The 19,709-nt window shown below is 66.4% G+C and carries 24 protein-coding genes; 14 read left to right on the top strand and 10 right to left on the bottom strand.

The features are described 5' to 3' along the window. Positions 1–178: 178 nt before the first annotated feature. A complete protein-coding gene (locus OQF70_RS12300) occupies positions 179–2,452 on the bottom strand; it encodes a CDC48 family AAA ATPase (RefSeq protein ID WP_280537916.1) in 2,274 nt (757 codons plus the stop codon). Beyond that, positions 2,449–2,694: an Hsp20/alpha crystallin family protein gene (locus OQF70_RS12295; protein WP_280537915.1), complete on the bottom strand. Its 246-nt coding sequence runs from the start codon at positions 2,692–2,694 to the stop codon at positions 2,449–2,451. The genes OQF70_RS12300 and OQF70_RS12295 overlap by 4 nt, the downstream gene beginning before the upstream one ends. 261 nt (positions 2,695–2,955) lie before the next feature. Here OQF70_RS12295 and OQF70_RS12290 point away from each other — a divergent pair, with 261 nt between their 5' ends. After that, positions 2,956–3,741: an alpha/beta fold hydrolase gene (locus OQF70_RS12290; RefSeq protein WP_280537914.1), complete on the top strand. Its 786-nt coding sequence runs from the start codon at positions 2,956–2,958 to the stop codon at positions 3,739–3,741. A 156-nt stretch (positions 3,742–3,897) separates the two neighbouring features. On the opposite strand, the gene OQF70_RS12285 is transcribed toward OQF70_RS12290, so the two are convergent. Next, positions 3,898–4,074, bottom strand: a complete 177-nt coding sequence (locus OQF70_RS12285) for a 50S ribosomal protein L37e (protein ID WP_092816386.1) — start codon at positions 4,072–4,074, stop codon at positions 3,898–3,900. After that, on the bottom strand, positions 4,071–4,307 hold the full coding sequence (locus OQF70_RS12280) for an LSM domain-containing protein (protein ID WP_092816384.1): 237 nt from the start codon (positions 4,305–4,307) through the stop codon (positions 4,071–4,073). The genes OQF70_RS12285 and OQF70_RS12280 overlap by 4 nt, the downstream gene beginning before the upstream one ends. A 207-nt stretch (positions 4,308–4,514) precedes the next feature. On the opposite strand from OQF70_RS12280, the gene OQF70_RS12275 reads away from it, so the two are divergent. The 4 genes from OQF70_RS12275 (at position 4,515) to OQF70_RS12260 (ending at position 8,392) form a co-directional block, all read left to right on the top strand. Beyond that, entirely contained in the window at positions 4,515–4,649 is a 135-nt protein-coding gene (locus OQF70_RS12275; RefSeq protein WP_280537913.1) for a hypothetical protein, read from the top strand. Positions 4,650–4,651: 2 nt separating this feature from the next. Beyond that, positions 4,652–5,737 carry a putative sulfate exporter family transporter gene (locus tag OQF70_RS12270; protein WP_280537912.1) on the top strand — a complete coding sequence of 362 codons (1,086 nt, stop codon included), beginning with the start codon at positions 4,652–4,654 and terminating at the stop codon, positions 5,735–5,737. Between the two features lie 259 nt (positions 5,738–5,996). Beyond that, positions 5,997–7,349 (top strand): ribonuclease J, encoded by a 1,353-nt coding sequence (locus OQF70_RS12265; protein ID WP_092816380.1) that lies wholly within the window; start codon positions 5,997–5,999, stop codon positions 7,347–7,349. Further along, the gene (locus OQF70_RS12260; protein ID WP_280537911.1) at positions 7,346–8,392 is read left to right on the top strand and encodes a polyprenyl synthetase family protein; all 1,047 of its coding nucleotides are present in this window, start codon (positions 7,346–7,348) and stop codon (positions 8,390–8,392) included. The genes OQF70_RS12265 and OQF70_RS12260 overlap by 4 nt, the downstream gene beginning before the upstream one ends. 40 nt (positions 8,393–8,432) lie before the next feature. On the opposite strand, the gene bcp is transcribed toward OQF70_RS12260, so the two are convergent. The 3 genes from bcp to priS form a co-directional block, all read right to left on the bottom strand. Then, positions 8,433–8,900: a thioredoxin-dependent thiol peroxidase gene (gene bcp, locus OQF70_RS12255; protein ID WP_280537910.1), complete on the bottom strand. Its 468-nt coding sequence runs from the start codon at positions 8,898–8,900 to the stop codon at positions 8,433–8,435. Between the two features lie 35 nt (positions 8,901–8,935). Beyond that, the gene (locus OQF70_RS12250) at positions 8,936–9,949 is read right to left on the bottom strand and encodes a hypothetical protein (protein ID WP_280537908.1); all 1,014 of its coding nucleotides are present in this window, start codon (positions 9,947–9,949) and stop codon (positions 8,936–8,938) included. 67 nt (positions 9,950–10,016) lie between these two features. After that, positions 10,017–11,180: a DNA primase small subunit PriS gene (gene priS, locus OQF70_RS12245; RefSeq protein WP_092816372.1), complete on the bottom strand. Its 1,164-nt coding sequence runs from the start codon at positions 11,178–11,180 to the stop codon at positions 10,017–10,019. Positions 11,181–11,310: 130 nt separating this feature from the next. On the opposite strand from priS, the gene OQF70_RS12240 reads away from it, so the two are divergent. Next, entirely contained in the window at positions 11,311–11,457 is a 147-nt protein-coding gene (locus OQF70_RS12240; protein WP_177167456.1) for a hypothetical protein, read from the top strand. A 43-nt stretch (positions 11,458–11,500) separates the two neighbouring features. On the opposite strand, the gene OQF70_RS12235 is transcribed toward OQF70_RS12240, so the two are convergent. Then, positions 11,501–11,782, bottom strand: a complete 282-nt coding sequence (locus OQF70_RS12235) for an amphi-Trp domain-containing protein (RefSeq protein ID WP_280537906.1) — start codon at positions 11,780–11,782, stop codon at positions 11,501–11,503. A gap of 246 nt (positions 11,783–12,028) precedes the next feature. Between OQF70_RS12235 and OQF70_RS12230 the strand changes: the two genes are divergently transcribed. Further along, positions 12,029–12,304: a PadR family transcriptional regulator gene (locus tag OQF70_RS12230; RefSeq protein WP_092816367.1), complete on the top strand. Its 276-nt coding sequence runs from the start codon at positions 12,029–12,031 to the stop codon at positions 12,302–12,304. Positions 12,305–12,364: 60 nt separating this feature from the next. On the opposite strand, the gene OQF70_RS12225 is transcribed toward OQF70_RS12230, so the two are convergent. After that, a complete protein-coding gene (locus OQF70_RS12225; RefSeq protein WP_280537905.1) occupies positions 12,365–12,685 on the bottom strand; it encodes a hypothetical protein in 321 nt (106 codons plus the stop codon). 140 nt (positions 12,686–12,825) lie between these two features. Between OQF70_RS12225 and OQF70_RS12220 the strand changes: the two genes are divergently transcribed. The 4 genes from OQF70_RS12220 to OQF70_RS12205 all read left to right on the top strand — a co-directional run bounded on the left by OQF70_RS12220 (position 12,826) and on the right by OQF70_RS12205 (position 16,025). After that, entirely contained in the window at positions 12,826–13,785 is a 960-nt protein-coding gene (locus tag OQF70_RS12220; protein WP_280537904.1) for an A/G-specific adenine glycosylase, read from the top strand. A gap of 3 nt (positions 13,786–13,788) precedes the next feature. Continuing rightward, positions 13,789–14,397 (top strand): SprT-like domain-containing protein, encoded by a 609-nt coding sequence (locus tag OQF70_RS12215; protein ID WP_280537903.1) that lies wholly within the window; start codon positions 13,789–13,791, stop codon positions 14,395–14,397. Between the two features lie 319 nt (positions 14,398–14,716). Beyond that, positions 14,717–15,289, top strand: coding sequence for an NADPH-dependent FMN reductase (locus OQF70_RS12210; RefSeq protein ID WP_280537902.1), 573 nt, complete (start codon positions 14,717–14,719; stop codon positions 15,287–15,289). A gap of 157 nt (positions 15,290–15,446) precedes the next feature. Further along, positions 15,447–16,025: a universal stress protein gene (locus OQF70_RS12205; RefSeq protein ID WP_280537900.1), complete on the top strand. Its 579-nt coding sequence runs from the start codon at positions 15,447–15,449 to the stop codon at positions 16,023–16,025. 47 nt (positions 16,026–16,072) lie between these two features. On the opposite strand, the gene OQF70_RS12200 is transcribed toward OQF70_RS12205, so the two are convergent. Further along, on the bottom strand, positions 16,073–17,017 hold the full coding sequence (locus OQF70_RS12200) for a biotin--[acetyl-CoA-carboxylase] ligase (RefSeq protein WP_280537898.1): 945 nt from the start codon (positions 17,015–17,017) through the stop codon (positions 16,073–16,075). Between the two features lie 129 nt (positions 17,018–17,146). On the opposite strand from OQF70_RS12200, the gene OQF70_RS12195 reads away from it, so the two are divergent. The 3 genes from OQF70_RS12195 to OQF70_RS12185 form a co-directional block, all read left to right on the top strand. Continuing rightward, on the top strand, positions 17,147–18,214 hold the full coding sequence (locus tag OQF70_RS12195) for a 2-phospho-L-lactate transferase CofD family protein (protein ID WP_280537896.1): 1,068 nt from the start codon (positions 17,147–17,149) through the stop codon (positions 18,212–18,214). 41 nt (positions 18,215–18,255) lie between these two features. Beyond that, positions 18,256–19,125, top strand: a complete 870-nt coding sequence (locus tag OQF70_RS12190) for a tRNA-dihydrouridine synthase (protein WP_280537949.1) — start codon at positions 18,256–18,258, stop codon at positions 19,123–19,125. Next, the coding region (locus OQF70_RS12185) for a triphosphoribosyl-dephospho-CoA synthase (RefSeq protein WP_280537895.1) at positions 19,122–19,709 on the top strand (588 nt) is incomplete at its 3' end. The genes OQF70_RS12190 and OQF70_RS12185, both read left to right, overlap by 4 nt.

Genomic DNA, 19,709 nt, shown 5'->3' with positions numbered 1-19,709 from the left:
CGGGTTCGATCCGCATTCGGCGCGAATTAGACGCGTCTAATATTTACGTTCTGTGTCTCGATGGTGGACGGCCCGACACCGTCCCTGATCACGCCTGGGGCCGTGATCGGCTGCGGGATTCGGCGACCCGTCCGTTAGCCGATGGCCGGTTGGCCGGTCGCGCTCGACTCCCGACCGCTCACTGGAACGCGCCGCCGGGAGTCGCGTCGGCCTCGGTCTCCACGTCGGAGCGTTTGAACTGCTTTTCGATCTCCGCATAGCGCTCGCGGGTCTCGGCGGTCACGCTCGGGACGACCTCCTTGAGGGCGTCCTCGAAGTGGGCCATCGTCACGCGGACGTTGCCCACCGACTCGCCGACCTCCTCCCTGTCGACGCTGTCGATGAACTCGCGGGAGGCGTTCATCGAGGCCTCGCGAGCGACCGCCTCGATGTCGGCGCCGACGTAGCCCTCGGTCTTTCGAGCCAGGGCGTCCAGGTCGACGTCGTCGGCCAGGGGTTTGTCGCGCGTGTGAACCTCGAAGATCCGGCGGCGCCCCTCCTCGTCGGGGACGGGCACGTGGACGTGCCGGTCGAGCCGACCGGGGCGCAACAGCGCCGAGTCGATGAGGTCGGGGCGGTTCGTCGTGGCGATCACGACGACGTCCTCCAGCGACTCGAGCCCGTCGAGCTCGGTCAGCAGCTGGGAGACGACGCGCTCGCCGACCCCCGAATCGCCCGTGTTCTGTCCGCGCTCGGTCGCGATCGAGTCGATCTCGTCGAAGAACACGATCGTCGGCGCGTTCTCGCGGGCCTTCGAGAAGACCTCACGGACGCCCTTCTCGGACTCGCCGACGAACTTGTTCAACAGCTCGGGGCCCTTGATCGAGATGAAGTTCGACTCCGCCTCGTTGGCGACCGCCTTCGCCAGCAGCGTCTTGCCGGTGCCGGGCGGCCCGTACATCAGGATGCCCTTTGCGGCCTCCATGTCGAGCTGCTCGAAGACCTCGGGGTACTCGAGGGGCCACTGCACGGTCTCGCGGAGCCGCTCTTTGGTCTCCCCGAGCCCGCCGACGTCCTCCCAGGTGACGTCGGGGACCTCGACGAAGACTTCCCGAAGTGCGGAGGGTTCGATGCCCTTCAGCGCCTCCTTGAGGTCGCGCTCGGTGACCTGGATCGACTGGAGCACGTCCGCGTCGATCTCGTCGGACTCCAGATCGAGCTGGGGACGGATGCGCCGCAGCGCGTGCATCGCGGACTCCTTGGCGAGACTCTCCAGGTCGGCACCGACGAAGCCGTGGGTGTTCTCCGCGTACTCGTCGAGGTCGATCCCGTCCACGAGCGGCATGTTCCGGGTGTGGACCTGCAGGATCTCCTTGCGGCCGTCGCGGTCGGGCACGCCGATCTCTATCTCGCGGTCGAACCGGCCGCCGCGCCGGAGCGCGGGATCGATCGCGTCCACGCGGTTGGTGGCGCCGATGACGACGACCTGGCCGCGCTCCTCGAGGCCGTCCATCAGCGACAGGAGCTGTGCGACGACGCGTCGTTCGACGTCGCCGCCGGCCTCCTCGCGCTTGGGGGCGATCGAGTCGAGCTCGTCCATGAAGATGATCGCCGGCGCGTCCTCGGAGGCCTCCTCGAAGACGTCGCGCAGCTGCTCTTCGGACTCGCCGTAGTACTTCGACATGATCTCCGGGCCGGAGACCGTGTGGAAGCTGGCGTCGATCTCGTTAGCGACGGCCTTCGCGATCAGCGTCTTGCCGGTCCCGGGCGGACCGTGCAGCAGGACGCCCTTGGGCGGGTCGATGCCGAGCCGCTTGAACAGCTCGGGGTGACGCATCGGCAGCTCGATCATCTCGCGGACCTGCTCGAGCTCCTCGTCGAGCCCGCCGATGTCCTCGTAGGCGACGTCCGGCGTGGCGTCGCCGCCCGCGCCGACGTCGCCGGCGCTCTCGACGATCTCCTCGGCGGGTTTTTCGGAGATCTCGATCTCGGTGCTATCGGTCACGACAACCGTTCCGGAGGGCGTCGTGGAGGCGATCTTCAGCGGAACCGCCTGTGACTGGCCGCCCATGAAGCCGAATCCGAGCGGCAGCTGGACGTTCTGGCCGGGCGTGACGGGCTGACCGCCGAGTTCGCGGCGGATCAGCGTATCGATGTTGCCCCGGATACCGAGCCGCTGGGGTAGCGCGACGGTGACCCGTTCGGCCGGCTTGATTTCGACCTTCTCGACGGTCACGTGGTCGTCGATCCCGACGTCGGCCTCCTGTCGGAGACGACCGTCGATGCGGACCACGCCGGTGCCGTCGTCCTCGGGGTAGCCGGGCCAGACGCGTGCGATGGCGTTGCCCGACTGTCCGCCGATGCGGACGAAGTCGCCGCCGGAGAGGTCGAGCTCCTCGGCGGCGACGCGGTCGATCGCGGCGAGACGTCGGCCAGCGTCCTTCTGTTTAAGCGGCTTGACGGTGAGCTTCATTTCGCCACCTCGATGGTCAACACGCCGTTGTTCACGGCCGCGTCGGCGGCCGGACCGGGCAGGTCGAGTTCGGTTTCCGCGTCGCCGTCGTCGCGGTGGACGACGACGATCGCCGTCTCCCCGACGGTGTCGACGGAGACGTGTTCGTCGTCGACGCCGAGGTCGGCGGCGACGACCCACCGGTCCGGGTACTCATAGCGGCGAAGAACGGGCTCGCCGTCGGTGATTTGGGTGAGATTCATTGTATCCTAACTCCAAGTTAGGTGGGTAAATATATAAACCTGTCGCCAAATGATCGCAAGAGGGCGTCGGGGACACGATCGAGAGTGTGATTGCGGTTCGGAGCTGGGTTCGTCGAACGCGATGGACTCGACCGTGACGGGCTTGGTCGTGACGGGCTTGGTCGTGATGGATTCGGTCACGATGGATTCGGTCGCGATTGGATCGATCCGGACACGACGGTTTTTGTTCCCACGCGCGAAACACATATCATAGCTCGATCCATGGAACACGTTACACACCACGGTCGGCGAACCGCCTATCGCGTCTTCGAGGGGGACGGCGAGGGGCCGACGATCCTGTTCGTTCACGGCAGCGGCGGCACCCACGCGGTCTGGAAGGCCCAGGCACGGCTCACGGACACGGCTCCCGTCGTCTCGATCGATCTGTCCGGTCACGGCGACAGCGAGGACGTCGACGCCGATCCCGGCCTCGAAACGCTTGCCGCCTACGCGGACGACGTCGTCGCGGTCGCAGAGGAGACGGGCGCAACGGTGATCTGCGGGAATTCACTCGGTGGCGCGGTCGCACAGTGGGTCGCGCTCGAACGCGAATATGCGGACCGGTTGGAGGGGCTCGTGTTGCAGGGAACCGGGGCGAAACTCGCGGTCCTTCGGGACCTCCGGGACTGGCTCGCCGACGACTTCGAACACGCGATCGAGTTTCTCCACGGGCAAAACCGGCTCTTTCACGACGCGCCCTCCGAATACACCGCGTTATCGATCGACGCGATGCGGCAAAGCGGCCGCGCGATCGTCGAACGCGATTTCCTGACGTGTCACCGGTTCGACGTCCGCGACCGCATCTCGACGATCGACGTCCCCGCCCTTGCGGTTGCCGGCGAACACGACCGGCTGACGCCGCCGCGATACCACGAGTTCCTCGCGGCGGAGATCCCGAACTGCGAACGGGTCGTCATCGAGGACGCCGCACACCTGGCGATGATCGAACAGCCGGCGGCGTTCAACGCCCTGCTTCGTCAATTTCTCGGCCGGATCGCGACCGTGTGAGACCGGCACCCGGACGGTCAAGACGGCGGTCAAGTGGTTGAGAACCCGTCGCTGAGTGTGGTGGGGGTGCGGAACCGAGGAAGAGTCGTCGTCTCGGGTCGCATCGATCGGTCGCCCCGGTTGATCGGGGGCAATTCGATCCGCGGTGCCGTCGACTCAGTTGTCGCCGGACTTCGACTGCCAGGCGTACTCGCGGCGCTTGGCGGACTTTCCGAACCCGCACGCCGAGCAGCGTTCCTTCTTGAGGTGGTAGGAGTTCTCGCCACAGCGGCGGCACTTCACGTGAACCGTCTTGTTCTTTTTCCCCTGGGAGGGCGTTCCGGCTCCGGTCATGCTTTGATGGTGACGACGTTATCGCCGCGTATAATCGTTGTGTCTTCGACCGCGACGGCGAACTCCCCGTCGCCCTCGACGCGATCGTCGGCGGCCTCCTCGGGGTCGATGACCAGGTTCATATGCTGGTCATAGCCGGCGAGCAGGCCGTAATACGTCGTTCCGTCCTTGAGGTGGACGGTGACGGCCTCGTTCAGCGACGACTCCAGCACGTCGAGGGGTCGACCACTCATGGTTCGGATCGCCTCCCGTCGTCATAATAAACATACCGGGATACCGCCGCTCGATCTCCCCGATCGGTCCGATCGGCTTGGTCCGACCGGTCCGATCTGCCTGATCGGGTTCGGCTGCGTCCGCGGGACCGGACGGGATTGCCGATATCGGTGACGAACCGGAACGGATCAGCAAGTTTTACTCGCCCACGCCGATACCCGGAACCAATGACTGATCGTGGGTCGGCGACCGAACGCGCCATCCGGTGGTGGACGGGGCTCGACCGAGGCTGGCAGGCGATGTGCGTGTCGTTCGTCCTCGTTGCCGCGATCGTCGGGATCGATCTCCCGATCCCGTGGTGAGGATGGCGTCGACGTTGTGGGCCGGTGGCCGGCGCGTGCTCCCGGGTATCGCGGTCCTGGTCCTCGTCGGACTCCTGGCTCGTGTGGTTACGGCCGTCGTTCCCATCGGGAGCCACCTGCTCGTCGCGATCGGGATCGGGGCGTTCGTCGCGAACGTCTTCGGCGTCCCGGACTGGGCGACTCCCGGCGTCGACACGCACGGTCTCTGGCTCGAGGCGGGGATCGTCCTGTTGGGTGCGACCGTCGCGGTCGGGCGAGTCATCGGGGCCGGCGGTCGCGTGCTCGCCATCGTGCTCGGCGCCGTGATCGCCACGGTTCTCCTCGTGGAGGCCCTTTCGCGATGGGTGATCGGGATCGACGAGAAGGCCGGATCGCTGTTGGCTGCGGGCTCGGGGATCTGTGGCGTCTCCGCCGTCGCTGCCGTTGCCGGCGCCATCGATCCCGATCGTCGGCAGGTCGCGTACGCCACGGCGACGGTCCTCCTGTTCGATGCGGTCACCCTCGTCGCGTATCCGGCCGTGGGTCGGCTGCTCGGTCTGTCCGACGTCGTTTTCGGCGTCTGGGCCGGGTCAACGATGTTCAGCACCGGCCCCGTCACCGCCGCGGGTCTCGCGTATTCGCCCGCCGCCGGCGAGTGGGCGGTCCTCGTCAAGCTCGCGCGAAACGCGCTGATCGGCGTCGTCGCCGTCGGCTACGCGATGTACTACGCGGGCGGGGCGAACGCGAGCGGGGCGACCCGTGGACCACACCGGGAGCCGCACGACGACGGAACACACGATGATGGAGCACACGATGCCCGGTCGGCGGTTCGAGCCCGGCTCCGACAGCTCCGTGAGGGCGTCCCCGTCTTCCTGCTCGGGTTCCTCCTCCTGATCGCCCTGTCGACGATCGGGGTGTTCACCCCCGCACAGCGGACCGCGATCGGCAACACCTCGAGCTGGCTGTTCCTGGTCGCCTTCGCTGGGTTGGGGATGCGGATGAACGTCCGGGAGTTTCGAGAGGCGGGGATCGCGCCGGTCGTCGTCGTCCTGTTGGCACTCGTCGTCGTCAGCTCGGGGACGCTCGCGGTCGCGATGGCGATCCTCTAGCCGGGTGCGCCGCCGTGGCTCGGCCGTCGATTGTTCGGTCACGCCCTCGTGGCGAGGAGTAACCCACACAGTTTTTAAGAGGGGCCCGTGTACGCGTAGATACCATCATCCCGCGGGACACGGTGAGCCGACGTCGGCTCGACCGAAGCGGGGCCCTCGCCGACGTGCTGTAAGACGCCGGGGCATTGGCCCCAGATGCGGGTTTCAGTGAGCAGTATCGCCGTTCGAACGCGGCTTTGGATGCTCTGGGAACACAACTATGGAAATCGAAATCGCAACAATCGGCGGATACGAAGAGGTCGGTCGACAGATGACGGCGGTCCGAGCGGGCGAGGACATCGTCATCTTCGACATGGGCCTGAACCTGAGTAAGGTCCTGATCCACGACAACGTGGAGACCGAGAAGATGCATAGCCTCGACCTGATCGATATGGGTGCCATTCCGGACGACCGCGTGATGTCCGAACTCGAGGGCGACGTGCAGGCCATCATCCCGACGCACGGCCACCTCGACCACATCGCGGCGATCCCCAAGCTCGCCCACCGGTACGACGCACCGATCGTCGCCACCCCCTTCACGATCGAGCTCGTCCGCCAGCAGATCCAGGACGAGGGCAAGTTCCAGGTCGACAACGACCTGGTGAAGATGAACGCGGGCGCCACGATGGCGATCGGCGACTCCGAGCAGGTCGAACTCGAGTTCGTCAACGTCACCCACTCGGTGATCGACGCCATCAACCCCGTGCTGCACACGCCCGAGGGGGCGGTCGTCTACGGGCTCGACAAGCGGATGGACCACTCGCCCGTCATCGGCGACCCGATCGATATGGACCGGTTCCGCGAGATCGGTCGCGAGGACAACGGCGTCCTCTGTTACATCGAGGACTGTACCAACGCCGGCCGGAAGGGTCGAACGCCCTCCGAATCGGTCGCGCGCAAGCACCTTCACGACGTGATGCGCTCGGTCGAGGACTACGACGGCGGCATCGTCGCCACCACGTTCTCCTCCCACATCGCCCGCGTCAAGAGCCTCGTGGAGTTCGCCGAGGAGATCGGGCGACAGCCGGTTCTGCTCGGTCGCTCGATGGAGAAGTACTCCGGCACGGCCGAACGGCTCGACTTCGTCGACTTCCCCGGCGACCTGGGGATGTACGGCCACCGGAAGTCGGTCGACCGAACGTTCAAGCGGATCATGAAGGAGGGCAAGGAGAACTACCTCCCCATCGTCACCGGCCACCAGGGTGAGCCGCGCGCGATGCTCACCCGAATGGGTCGCGGCGAGACGCCCTACGAGCTGGACGACGGCGACAAGGTCATCTTCAGCGCCCGGGTCATCCCGGAGCCGACCAACGAGGGCCAGCGCTACCAGTCCGAACAGCTTCTCCGGATGCAGGGTGCACGCATCTACGACGACATCCACGTCTCGGGTCACCTGCGTGAGGAGGGCCACTACACTATGCTCGACGCGCTCGAACCCCAGAACGTCATCCCGGCCCACCAGAACCTGCAAGGGTTCTCGCCGTACGTCGACCTGTGCCGCTCGCAGGGCTACAAACTCGATCGTGACCTCCACGTCACCGAAAACGGGAACGTCATCCAGCTGGTCGAATGACGAACGACGCGACGGAGGCACGGGTTCTGGACGCGGTTCGACAGCGGCGCGAGCTCGTCAACGCCGCGATCGACGAGGAGCTCCCGCTGGCGGAGCCCGAGCGCCTCTATGAAGCGTCCCGGTACATCCTCGAGGCCGGCGGGAAACGGCTCCGGCCGACGGTCGTCCTCCTGGCGGGGGAGTCGATCGCCGACGTCGATCCCGGCGCCGTCGACTATCGGTCGTTCCCGACGGTGTCCGGATCGACCGTCGACCTGCTGCGGGCGGCGGTGTCGATCGAGGTCATTCAGTCGTTCACGCTGATCCACGACGACATCATGGACGAGGACGACCTCCGCCGGGGCGTTCCCGCGGTCCACGAGGCCTACGACACGTCGACGGCGATCCTCGCCGGCGACACGCTCTACTCGACGGCCTTCGAGATGATGGCCGACACCGACGCTGATCCGGCGAACGGACTCGAGGCGATGCGGATGCTCGCCTCGACGTGTACGAAGATCTGTGAGGGGCAGGCGCTCGACGTGGCCTTCGAGTCACGTGGAGAGATCCTCCCGGACGAGTACCTCGAGATGATCGAGTTGAAGACCGCCGTCCTCTACGGCGCGGCCGCTGCGACCCCGGCGATCCTGCTCGGCGCCGACGACGAGGTCGTCGACGCTCTCTATCGGTACGGGATCGACTCGGGCAGCGCTTTCCAGATCCAGGACGACGTCCTCGATCTGACGGTTCCCTCCGAGGAGTTGGGCAAACAGCGTGGCTCGGACCTCGTCGAGGACAAGGAGACGCTCATCACGCTGCACGCGCGCCAGCAGGGCGTCGACGTCGACGAACTCGTCGACGCGGAGACCCCGGCCGACGTGACTGACGCCGAGATCGAGTCCGCGGTGTCGAAGCTCCGAGACGTCGGCTCCATCACCTATGCCCGGGAGAAGGCCGAGGAGCTCACCGAGCGGTCGAAACGGCACCTCGAGGTGCTTCCCGACAACGAGGCACGCCGGACGCTCGCCGAGCTTGCCGACTACCTGATCACACGCGGCTACTGACGTCGGTACTCTCCTGACCGGCCTCCATACCCGACGTCGGTCACGTCCGTTCGTTCTCGACGTCCGCGAGGATCGTCTCAGCGTGGTCCTCGGGGTCGACCCCCTCGTAGGCGAGGACGATCTCGCCGGCCGCGTCGACGACGTAGGTGTTCCGGAAGACGCCGTCGACGACGTTGCCGAACACGTTCTTCTCGCCGTAGGAGTCGTAGGCGCTGGCCACGGACCCGTCCGCATCCGACAGGAGGTGGAACGGCAGGTCGTACTTCTCGGCAAACGCTTCGAGGTCCTCGACCGGATCATCACTGATCCCGACGACGGCGACGTCCGCCTCGGCGTACTGATCCCACGCGTCACGGAATCCGCAGGCTTCGGTCGTACAGCCTGGGGTATCCGCCCGCGGGTAGAAGTAGACGACGGTGTAATCGGCGTCGGTCGATTCCAGAGAGACCGTCTCACCGTGCTGGTTCGACAGCGAGAACGCGGGCGCGTCGGTTCCGGGATCAAGCATATTCGATCCCTCACCGACCGACCGTAAAAAGTCCGCTATTCGACCCGTTCTGCGGCATCGCGCTCGAGAAGCGGGTCGGCGTTCGCGACCGGCAGCGTCACGACGTCCTCGCGTTCGAGGTCGTACGCTCGCTCGTCGACACCCAGTATCTCCCCGACGTCACGCGTGATCCGGACGACGGTTCGATCGAGTTCCGGGGCGTCGTCAGCCCCGTCGGAGTCGGCGTCACCCGGCTGGGTGGCACCGGTGGTCGTGGACGTCCCGGTTGCGGAGGCGTCGGTTGCGTGAGCGGTACCGGTATTCACCGGATCCGCCGTATCCGCCCCCATCGCCTCCGCGAGTGCTCCGCCGTCAGCCGCGTCCTCGGGCGCGGTTCCGGAATCGGGCGCGGTTTCTGGAGCGTCGTTCGACGGCTCGGCCGACCCTTCGTGTGTCGGTTCCGTCGGTGACCCCTCCGGCGGAATCGACCGATCCGCTCCCGCCGGTTCCATATCAGCGTCGGGGGGTGACCGGGTCGCCGACCCCGCGTCCGGTTCCGATCCTGCCGTGTCGATCGCCGCCGTGTCGGCTTTCGTCGTCTCGGACTCGACCGTCGGACCGCCGTCGGTCCCATCAGCGCTCGCCGTCGGATCCGTGGTCGCTCCCGCGTCCGTGATCGATCCCGTCCCCGTGAGGACGTCGAGGACGGCGGACTTGTTGGTCTCGATGCGGGCCACCAGGTCCTCGAACAGCTCGCGTTCCTGGGTCGTCATCCCTTCCTGCTCGACCGGCATATCTGCGGCCGCGAAGGAGGCGAGCTTGACGACCTTCCCGATGCGACGTTCATACAGCGCCTCGGCGACCTCCTCGGCCGTTTCGACCTCATCGGACATTCGGCGCACGTCGTCGTCCGAGAAGGGGTTGTCGACGCGTTCGGCTCGCCGATCGCGTGCGGCACGGAGGTCGGCGATGTAGGACGCGACGTCCTCGTAGAACGTGTCTCGAAGATGCTGCAGGCTGTCCTTTCGACGTTCCTTGGCCTGCACCGATCTGAGTTCGTCCAGATTCATCGTGTATGCGTGTCGTTAGGGGGAAGGGGGTACTCGTCCGGCAACACCGTCACGGTCCCGCCCGAGATCATCGTTCCGGGGCCTTACTGGCACTATCACGTGCCATCAGGAACACGCCGACGTACTCGGGGACCGTGTTCGTTCCTGGCTCCACCATCACGGTCTCGCCGTTTAACTCTACCGTCGCCGGCTCCGAACAGTCGATCTCGATCGTGCGGTCGGTGAACCGGTTCGGGACGGCATCGACCAACGGATCGAACGCGTCGAGTTCCGTCCGCGGAATCCGGCACACCTCGAGCCCGCTTCCGCCGTGGAGGGTTCCGGGAACACGGATGAGCCGGTGGGTATCGGTCGTCACCGGCTCGTCGACGGGGGCCGTTCGTGATGCGGTCACCTGTGCACAGAGCGCCTCGACGAGCCGGCGAACTCCGGGACCACCCGCTTCGACGTTTCCGGCCCGAACCGCGTCCGGGTTTCGTCGGAACGCGCCGAGGATCGTCGTTGCGCGTCCCTCGCCGATTCCGTCGAGCTCCTGGAGCCGTGCCACGGCCGCCTCCTCGTCCATCTCCCGGAGATCGTCGGCGTACTCGACGAGCGCTTCGTGAACGCGTTTTCCCCAGCCACCCTCGGTCCGGAGCACGCGTTTCGTGGTTCCCTGCTCCTGTTCGGTGCGGATCAGCCCCTCGACGTCGAGGTCGATCGCCCGGACGTAGTCAACGATCTCCCGTCGGGCCTCGCTATCCAACTCGAGGACGGCCTCGTCACGGACGTGGACGTGGTAGCCGCGGCCGCCCGAGAAGACTATCTGGAGGTTCTCGAACCCGAAATCGTTCTCGAGAAACGCGAGGAGCCGTTCGAGTGCGTCCTTACAGGCCGACAGCATCTCGGCGTACGTCGCCGACTCCGGGTCGATCGACGGGAGGTGGTCGGCGTCGAGATCGAAGACGAGGTCGGCCCGGCGCCACCCCTTCTTCCCCATCGTCGACGCGCCCGGATCATCGTACTGTGCCGCCGAAAAATAGGCGTGTCTCGGTGCGGTTTCCCGGAAGAACGCATCGAGGTTTCCGAGGTCCAGAAGCGACTGGTGGCGGACCATCGTCGTCCCGCTGCCCGGCGTCCACGGAATGTGGCCCCACTCGCGCTCGTTCGCTTCGGACGGCGGGGACAGCGACGTCGCTCGGTAGTAGTCGCCAAAGCGCCCCCGGAGGTACTCGCGCGTCCGATCGTCCATCGCTCTCGGTCGGTAACACCGGTCGGCGTAAAGTCGTTCCGTTCGGGACTCCTCGTTCGATCGTCGGTTCCCGTCGTCAGTCCCCGTTCGGTCGTCGGACCTATGTCGGTCCCGCCGTGATCGATCCCGTATGCGCGAGGAAGACGAGATCCGCGAGCAGTACGAGTTCCTGAAAGCACAGCTTGAGGACGAGGAGATGCGTCACGAGGGCGTCAAGGAAATGTTCACCTACTACAAGCGGGCGCTCGGGTGGGTCCTCGAGGAGGAACATATCTGAGCACGACCCATCGATCCAGATGAACGACGTCGCTCGCGCGGCCTCACTCGATCGATAGCGTCGCGTTCGTTCCGTCCGCATCGGTCCCGACGTCCCATTCGATCTCGAGTTCGACGCTCAGCTCCTCGTGACCGCCTTCGGTTTCACGTTCGGCCGTGACCTCGAAGGTCGCCCGCGGTGGCACCGACAGCGTGACCGATTCCTCGCCGGCGGCCAAGGTAACCGGCTCACCGGCTTCAAGCTTGTCGGCGACGGTCCGGAGGGAGGTCGCGATCGATTCCCGAGATTCGACGGATTCACTGGCAAAAATCGTCTCTTCAGGCATACCTCACCTACGTCGTTGAAGTATAAAAATCGACGCCGGCGATGCGGGCCGTTTCGAAACGCCGATTCTTCGGCCGTGACGTGTCTTCACAGAATTATATGTCATATTTGCTGTCAAAAACACTCAGTGAGTTGTCTCGTTTGAATATTATCCAAACACCGCTTCATCCGTATCTCCACCCAGTATCGATCGTGGATCCGGTATATTTATCAGATATCGATGTATATGATTGAATAGAATTCATAAATGTACGATCTGACAGGATTCCAGCGGGATCTGTTGTACGTGATCGCTGGACTCGACGAGCCGCACGGACTCGCGATCAAGGATGAGCTCGAGGATTATTACGAGAAGGAGATCCACCACGGTCGCCTCTACCCGAATCTCGATACGCTCGTCGAGAAGGGGCTCGTCGAGAAGGGCCAACGCGATCGCCGAACGAACTACTACACCCTCACACGACGTGGTCAGCGTGAGATCGACGCCCGCCAGGAGTGGGAGTCGCAGTACGTCGATATCTGACCGCGGCACCAAACGGGACGATCGACGCACCGATCTCTCCCGGCTATTCGCCGGAAACGCCTACATCCGGTACCGGCGATCGTCATCCCGCTGGGGATACTGCGCGTTCCCCGTCATCTCGTCGACGGACATCCCCATCAGGTACTCGTCGTAGGACACGTCGTACTCGTTTCGCAGTTGGAAGTCGAGATCGCCGGTATCCACCGTCGTCCGGAACAGCGCGTGGATCCCCCGCCGGACGAGCTCATCCGCGTCGGCACCGGTCGCAGCGATCAGCATCGCCAGTTCGGTCCGAGTTTCCCGATCGAGCTCGACGTCGATCGAGTCACCGAGTTCGCCGTACGTTCCCTCAACCGCGGTCGTCAGATCCTCGAGCGTCATAGCTTCCCGCAGCGTCCTGCCGCCGAAACAGGTTTCGGATCGTCTCGTCGGCGTCGCGTCCTCGCGGTCGCAATACGCCAGGCGACGGACGATTGTCGAATCGGCCAGATTATAAACGCTCGCCGGCACAACGACGATGTATGACGCCTTCCGGGGACGAGCACGAAACGTCGGGAGCGGCGGACGGGACGGAGGCCGTCGAGCTTCCTGCCGCCCTCGAGGACGTTCGATCGTCGCTCATCGACTGGTACGAGGCCAACCATCGGGAGTTCCCGTGGCGGGAGACTGAGGACCCCTACGCGATTCTCGTCTGCGAGGTGATGAGCCAGCAGACCCAACTCGACCGAGTTCGGCCGGCCTACGAGGCGTTTCTCGAGGAGTGGCCGACCGCCGCCGCGTTGGCTGCGGCCGACAGAAGCGACGTCGTCGGGTTCTGGTCGAGCCACTCGCTCGGGTACAACAACCGTGCGAAGTACCTTCACGAGGCCGCACGGCAGGTGCACGAGGAGTTCGACGGGGAGTTCCCGCGGACGCCCGTCGACCTCGAGGAGTTGATGGGCGTCGGTCCCTACACCGCCAACGCGGTCGCCTCCTTCGCGTTCAACGCCGGCGACGCCGTCGTCGACACGAACGTCAAACGCGTGCTGTACCGCGCGTTCGGCGTCCCCGATTCGGATGACGCCTTCGAGCAGGCCGCCTCGACGCTGCTGCCCGAGGGTCAATCCCGAGTGTGGAACAACGCGATTATGGAACTCGGCGGGGTCGCCTGTGGCACGACCCCACGGTGTGATGAAGCGGGCTGTCCGTGGCGTCGGTGGTGTCACGCTTACGAGACCGGCGACTTCACCGCGCCCGACGTCCCCACACAGCCGAGTTTTGAGGGGAGCCGCAGACAGTTCCGCGGCCGGATCGTCGCGACGCTCCGGGAGTACGACGAACTCCCGATCGACGACCTCGGCCACCGGATCCGCGTCGACTACACGCCCGACGGCGACCACGGACGGGAGTGGCTCCGTGGGCTCCTTGCGGATCTGTCCGCTGACGGGCTCGTGGCGGTTCGCGACGGGGAGGACGGCGTCCGGGTTCGGCTCCGGGAGTGATCGATGGCGGATCGATCGCCGGGGTCCGGCGATGGCGGGGTGTCCGATCGCGAGCGAAACGGCGACGATGCGGCGGCGCCATCCGTTCCGGTCGATCGGTACCACATCGGACCGGACGCGACTCCGACGGAGCTTCTCGCAACCGCGCGGGTCTATGCGCGGGCGGTCGTCGATGTCCACGATCTCTCCGTCTCGGTGAGCCGCCTCGAGTGGGAGGTCAGCCGCCGCGCAAAACGGCGTGCAGGAGCGGTGCGATACCGTGACGGCGAGCCGACGGCGATCGTTCTCGCCTGGCTGCAGTTCCGCAATCGCGGCTGGCGGGCGACGGCGGCGACGATCCGGCACGAGCTCCTCCACGTGCACCTGCTGAACGAACGTGACGACCCGAGCCACGGGCCGACCTTTCGACGACTGGCGGCGACGCTCGAAACGCACGTTCACTGTGACCGGTTCGTCGCCCCGACGTGGTGGGTACGCTGTCGCGACTGCGGCGCCGAGATCGCCCGCTATCGACGATCGAAACTCGTCACGGATCCCGACCGATACCGCTGTGGGGAGTGTGGTGGCCGGTATCGGGTCATCCGCGCGGACAGCGACGTCGTGGACGGGTAGCTGCGGGCGGAGGGGGTGGTTGACGAAGCCAACGCTCGGCGGAGCGGTGACGATGACGACCACATCGACGCGATCTGGCGAACAGTCGGCGCGGAAGCGTGGATCCGGGAACGTGGGACGGATCCGGTCTCGCGACGGGGCGCCGAACACCCGCCTCGACCGTCGCGAGCGAGCCTCAGGTCACACGGGGCGCTGCGTCGGTATTCGGGATAAACGTCCAGTCGGGTCGCGTCGCCCTCGAGTCGGCGGACTGCTGTCGGGGAGCACTGAACGGGGTGGACCCATCCGATTTTTTAGACCGTCCGCCGAGGGAGGTGGTATGAGCGACACACACGTGGCCGGCGTCGTGGGGAGCCTGCGATCCCGGAGTCACACACGCGTCGCCGTCCGAGCAGCCCTGGCGGGTGCCGAAGCCGCCGGCGCGTCGACGCAACTGGTCGATCTCCGTGCGTACGATCTGCCGCCGTTGAATCCGGACGTCGACGACCAGGGGGACGGCGCCGATTTCCGGTCAACGATCCGCACGGCGGACGCGATCGTCCTCGGGACGCCGGTGTATCACGGCTCCTGTTCGGGCGTGCTGAAGAACGCGCTCGACCATTGTGGGTTCGAGGAGTTCGAGGGCGTCACCGTCGGGCTACTCGCCGTCGCCGGCGGCTCGTTCCCGATCACGGCCCTCGAGCATCTGCGGTCGGTCTGTCGCGCACTCAACGCCTGGGTACTCCCGTATCAGGCCGCCATCCCACGCGCCGACGCCGCGATCGAGAGCGGGCAGTTCACCGACGTCGATCTCCGCGACCGCGTCGAGACCCTCGGCGACCGTGTCGTCGCCTATCGGTCGATCGAGCCGGAGCCATCGACGTTCGAAAGCGACCAGAACAAGGGTGCGTGACCGGGCCCGCTCCGAGCCGGTGTGACCGGTTCGGTAGACGGCTGGATTCAACCGGGCCCGGAACCACGGGCCGAGTGGTCCGGAGACCGACGTGCAAGAACCGGCAAAACGTGCAAACAGTTATACACTCGCATCCGATACAGTTTTGTGATAACATATGTCACTCTACGCCCGAATCTTGGTTCCGACTGACGGGTCACCGGAGGGCGAACGCGCCGTCGAGCACGCGTTACGGTTGGCGGCGATCCACGACGCCGAGGTGCACGCACTCTACGTGATCAACGTCTCGAGTTACGCCGGGCTGCCGATGGAGTCCTCCTGGGACGGCATCGACGATCTCCTGAAGTCGGATGCCGACGCGGCCGTCGAGGAGGTGCAGTCGATCGCCGACGGCGTCGGGGTCGACGTTCCCGTGGAGACGGCAGTCGTCGAGGGGTCACCGAGCCGGGAGATCATCGACTACGCCGAAGGACAAGGGTGCGACGTCATCGTAATGGGGACACACGGCCGCGGCGGCATCGACCGACTCCTCCTCGGTAGTGTCGCCGAAAAGGTCGTCCGTGGATCCTCGATCCCGGTTTTGACCGTTCGTCTCGGCGAGGCGGGTGACACGGCGGCGTCCAACGCGGCCGAGACGGCCGGCGTGGCCGGATCGACGGAAACGCCCGAGACCGCGGACGCCGACGCGAACTCCGCCGACGGGACACCTGAATCGGAGGCCTCCGGAAGTGGGTAGCTGCGGACACGACCACTATCGGGACGACGGGTTAGGGAACTCGACGCTCAGTCGATCGGTCGGAGATGTTCACAATCCCCGGAGAGGACGGTTTCGGTCCCATCATCGGTCTCAAGCACGAGGGCACCGGGAAACTCGACGTCGACGGCGGTTCCCTCGACGGCTCCGGTCGTGGTTTCGACCCGAACGTCCCGTCCGATCGTGACAGCACGGTCACGCCACGCGGGGAGCACCGATTCGGGGGCAGCCGTCAACTCGTGGAACCGTTTGAGCAGCGTTCGCGTCACTCGGCTGCGGTCGATACGGTCGTCCGTCGCCGCGCGAAGGCTCGTAGCTCCGGGCGGAAGTGCGTCGGGGTCGACGTTCGCGTTGATGCCGATTCCGACGACGATCCACGAGACGCGGTCGGCCTCTCCCTGCATTTCGGTGAGGATTCCGGCCAGTTTGGTGCCGCCCCGCTCGGCGGTTGGATCGGGAACGAGGACGTCGTTTGGCCACTTGATGTGTGCGTCAGCGCCGACGTCCCGACAGGCGTCGGTTACCGCGACGGCCGCCGCAAGCGTGACGATCGGCGCCTGTGCCGGCGGGAGATCCGGGCTGATCGCCACCGAGACGTAGATCCCGCCGGCGGGGGCCGCCCAGTCGCGGTCCAGTCGCCCGCGTCCGCCGGTCTGTTCGTCCGCGACCACGGCGATACCGGTGTCGCCCGCGTCGGCGAGCTCGCGAGCCCGATCGTTCGTCGAGCCGATCGTGTCGTGGAACTCGATCCCGTAGGGCGCAGTCGATCCGTACTGTATCGCGGCCGCACCGTAATTCGGCGTTTCAGTGATGTGGTACCCCTCGTTCCCGCTTTCGATCTCGAATCCCTGATCCCTGAGCGCCTCGACGTGTTTCCAGACCGCCGCACGGGAGACGCCGAGCCGATCGGCGAGTTCGGGCCCGGAGACGGGCCCCGATTCGAGCGCGTCCAACAGCGCGCGACGCGTGTCCATACACAGTCCTGATCGACGCGTCGAGATAGGCGTTCCGCCGTCGATGCCGTTCCCGACGAGCGGTTCCCCGTCGGTCGCCGTCCGGCCCGAGGGCGGAGCTTACAAGCCGACGCCGCTCAACCCCACCGTATGGTCACGTTTCTCGCCGGCGGCACCGGGACGCCGAAGCTGTTGCAGGGAGCGACGACCGTCTGGGACGCGGCGTCGATCACGGTCGTCGGAAACACCGGGGACGACGTCGAGATCGGGGGCCACCTCGTCTGTCCGGACATCGATACGGTCCTCTTTTGGGGCGGTGACGTTCTCGACCGCGAGACGTGGTGGGGGATCGACAACGACACGACGGCGACCCACGAGGAACTCTCGCGGATCGCGTCGGCGGCAGACCTCGAGGCCGGTCCACGCTATCTCCCCGATGACGCACAGACTGCGGGCCGGCGGATCGCGAACTGGCGGCGATTCTCCGGCGTCGCGGAGTTCCTCGAGATCGGCGACCGCGACCGCGCAGTTCACATCACGCGGACGGGGCTACTCGATGAGGGACGGTCACTCACCGAGGTCACGCGCACGCTCGCGGACGCCTTCGGTCTCGCCGTCGATGTCGTGCCGATGTCGGATGACCCGGTCGCAACGATCGTTCACACCGACGACGGTCCGCTTCACTTCCAGGAGTACTGGGTCGATCGCCGGGCGGATCCTGCCGTCGAGGCCGTCGAATTCCGCGGCACCGACCCGGACCCATCGACGCAGATCTCGACGATGCAGACGACGCCGACGCAGACGCCGCCGACGCAAACCACGACGACGCAGGCGACGCCGACGCGAGCGGTTGAGGAGGCTCTCACGGATCCGGTCGTGATCGGTCCCTCGAACCCGGTCACGAGCATCGGTCCGATGCTCGCGCTCCCCGGCGTCGAGGCCGCGTTACGGGAGACGCCCGTGGTCGCCGTCTCGCCGTTCGTTGAGGACACGGTCTTCTCGGGGCCGGCAGCGGAACTGATGGCGGGGGTCGGGATCGATCCGAGCACCGCGGGCGTGGCGGCCGCCTACCCTTTCGCCGACGCGTTCGTTCTCGACGCCGACGACGGGACCGATCTCGATCGCGAGGTCGTCCGGACCGACACCCGGATCGAGAACGCCGCCGACGCCGAACGCGTCGCACGTGCCTGCCGATCGGCGCTTGCCGCCGTTCGGTGAGCGATGGCGTAAAATGGATGGCTCACGAGGAACACGACGAGATGGTTCCCGAACGCAGCGAGGTGGATCCGGGCGGCAGTGACGCCGTCGTCCCCTTCGTCCCGCCGGTGGCGATCGCGAGCCTCAGCGGTCGTTCCGACGCCGCCTGGGCCCGTGCCGCGGCTCCATACGTCGGCTGTGCCGTCCTCGGTGGGATCGCGCTCGATCCCGCGAGCCGGGCCGCCGCGCGCGACCTCGTTGAACGCGGTCGCGAGGAGTTCCTTCCGGCCGATCCGTTCGCGTTCATCGACTCCCAGGTGGCGGCTCTCGAGGACGTGCCACTGCGACCGGCCGTCAACGTTCGGAGTACGACGCGTCCGCCGATCGAGCGCGCTGCGGCGGTCTGTGCGTCCCACGACGCGATCCTCGAGGTGAACGCACACTGCCGGCAGCCGGAACTGTGTGCGGTCGGCTGCGGCGAGTCGCTCCTTGCCGACCGGGACCGGCTCTCGGAGTACGTCGCGGCGGCGGCCACTGCGGGCGTGACGGTGAGCGTGAAGGCTCGGGCCGGTGTATCCGGTGTCGACCTCCCCGCGGTTGCCCGTACGATCGAGGATGCGGGTGGCCACATCCTCCATCTGGACGCGATGGACACCGAGCGCGCAGTCGCCGACGTGACTGCCGCGACCGACCTGTTCGTGATCGCGAACAACGAGGTACGGGACCGCGAGAGTGTTCGCGAGTACGCCGAATACGGGGCTGACGCGGTCAGCGTCGGCCGACCGAGCGACGACCCGACCGTCCTCGATCGCGTCGCGAGTGCGGCGGCTGCGCTCGATCTGGGTCCGGGTTCGGACTCCAGATCTGCCCCTGGATCGGGAGGGGAATCGGACTCTGAAACCGGATCGATACCGGAGGATGCGCCCCTGTGACTGGACGGAACTCCGGAGCCGCGCGGCGAACGCCCGCCGAGAACGCGCAGTTGGCGCTGATGCTCGAAGTCGCCGGGACCCCCAAACCCGGGAACGTCGATCGGCGTCGAGATCTCGAGGACCTTCGGTTCGAACACTTCCTCGCGGGCACGGTCGGGGCCGGCGAGGGGCTTCGTCGCGCCGAGCGCGGCGCTCGGATCGGCATCGCGTTCGAACGTGCGGTCGCCGGGATGAGCCGACAGGCCGGCGGGAACACCCAGTTCGGCTGCCTGCTGCTGCTCGTTCCTCTCGTCTCCGCCGCCGCCCGAGGAGACCTCACCCCTGACGGGCTCGACCGCGTCGTCGCCGACACGACCGTCGAGGACGCGGTGTCGTTCTACCGTGCCTTCGAGCACGTCGACGTTGCCGTCCGCGATCCGCCCGCCAAGATGGACGATCTGGACGTTCGCCGCGGCGAGGCGGCAGCTCCGACGCTCCGTGAGCGGGAGCTCACGCTTTCGGACGTGTTGGCGCTGTCGACGGGGGACGCGGCAGGGGGAGGGATGGAGGAAGAGGGCGGGAGGGAGGATGAGAGAGGGGGCGGG

The organism is Halopenitus sp. POP-27 (genome assembly GCF_029889855.1).
Lineage (GTDB): Archaea > Halobacteriota > Halobacteria > Halobacteriales > Haloferacaceae > Halopenitus > Halopenitus malekzadehii.
This window is presented reverse-complemented; position numbering and strand designations above follow the sequence as displayed.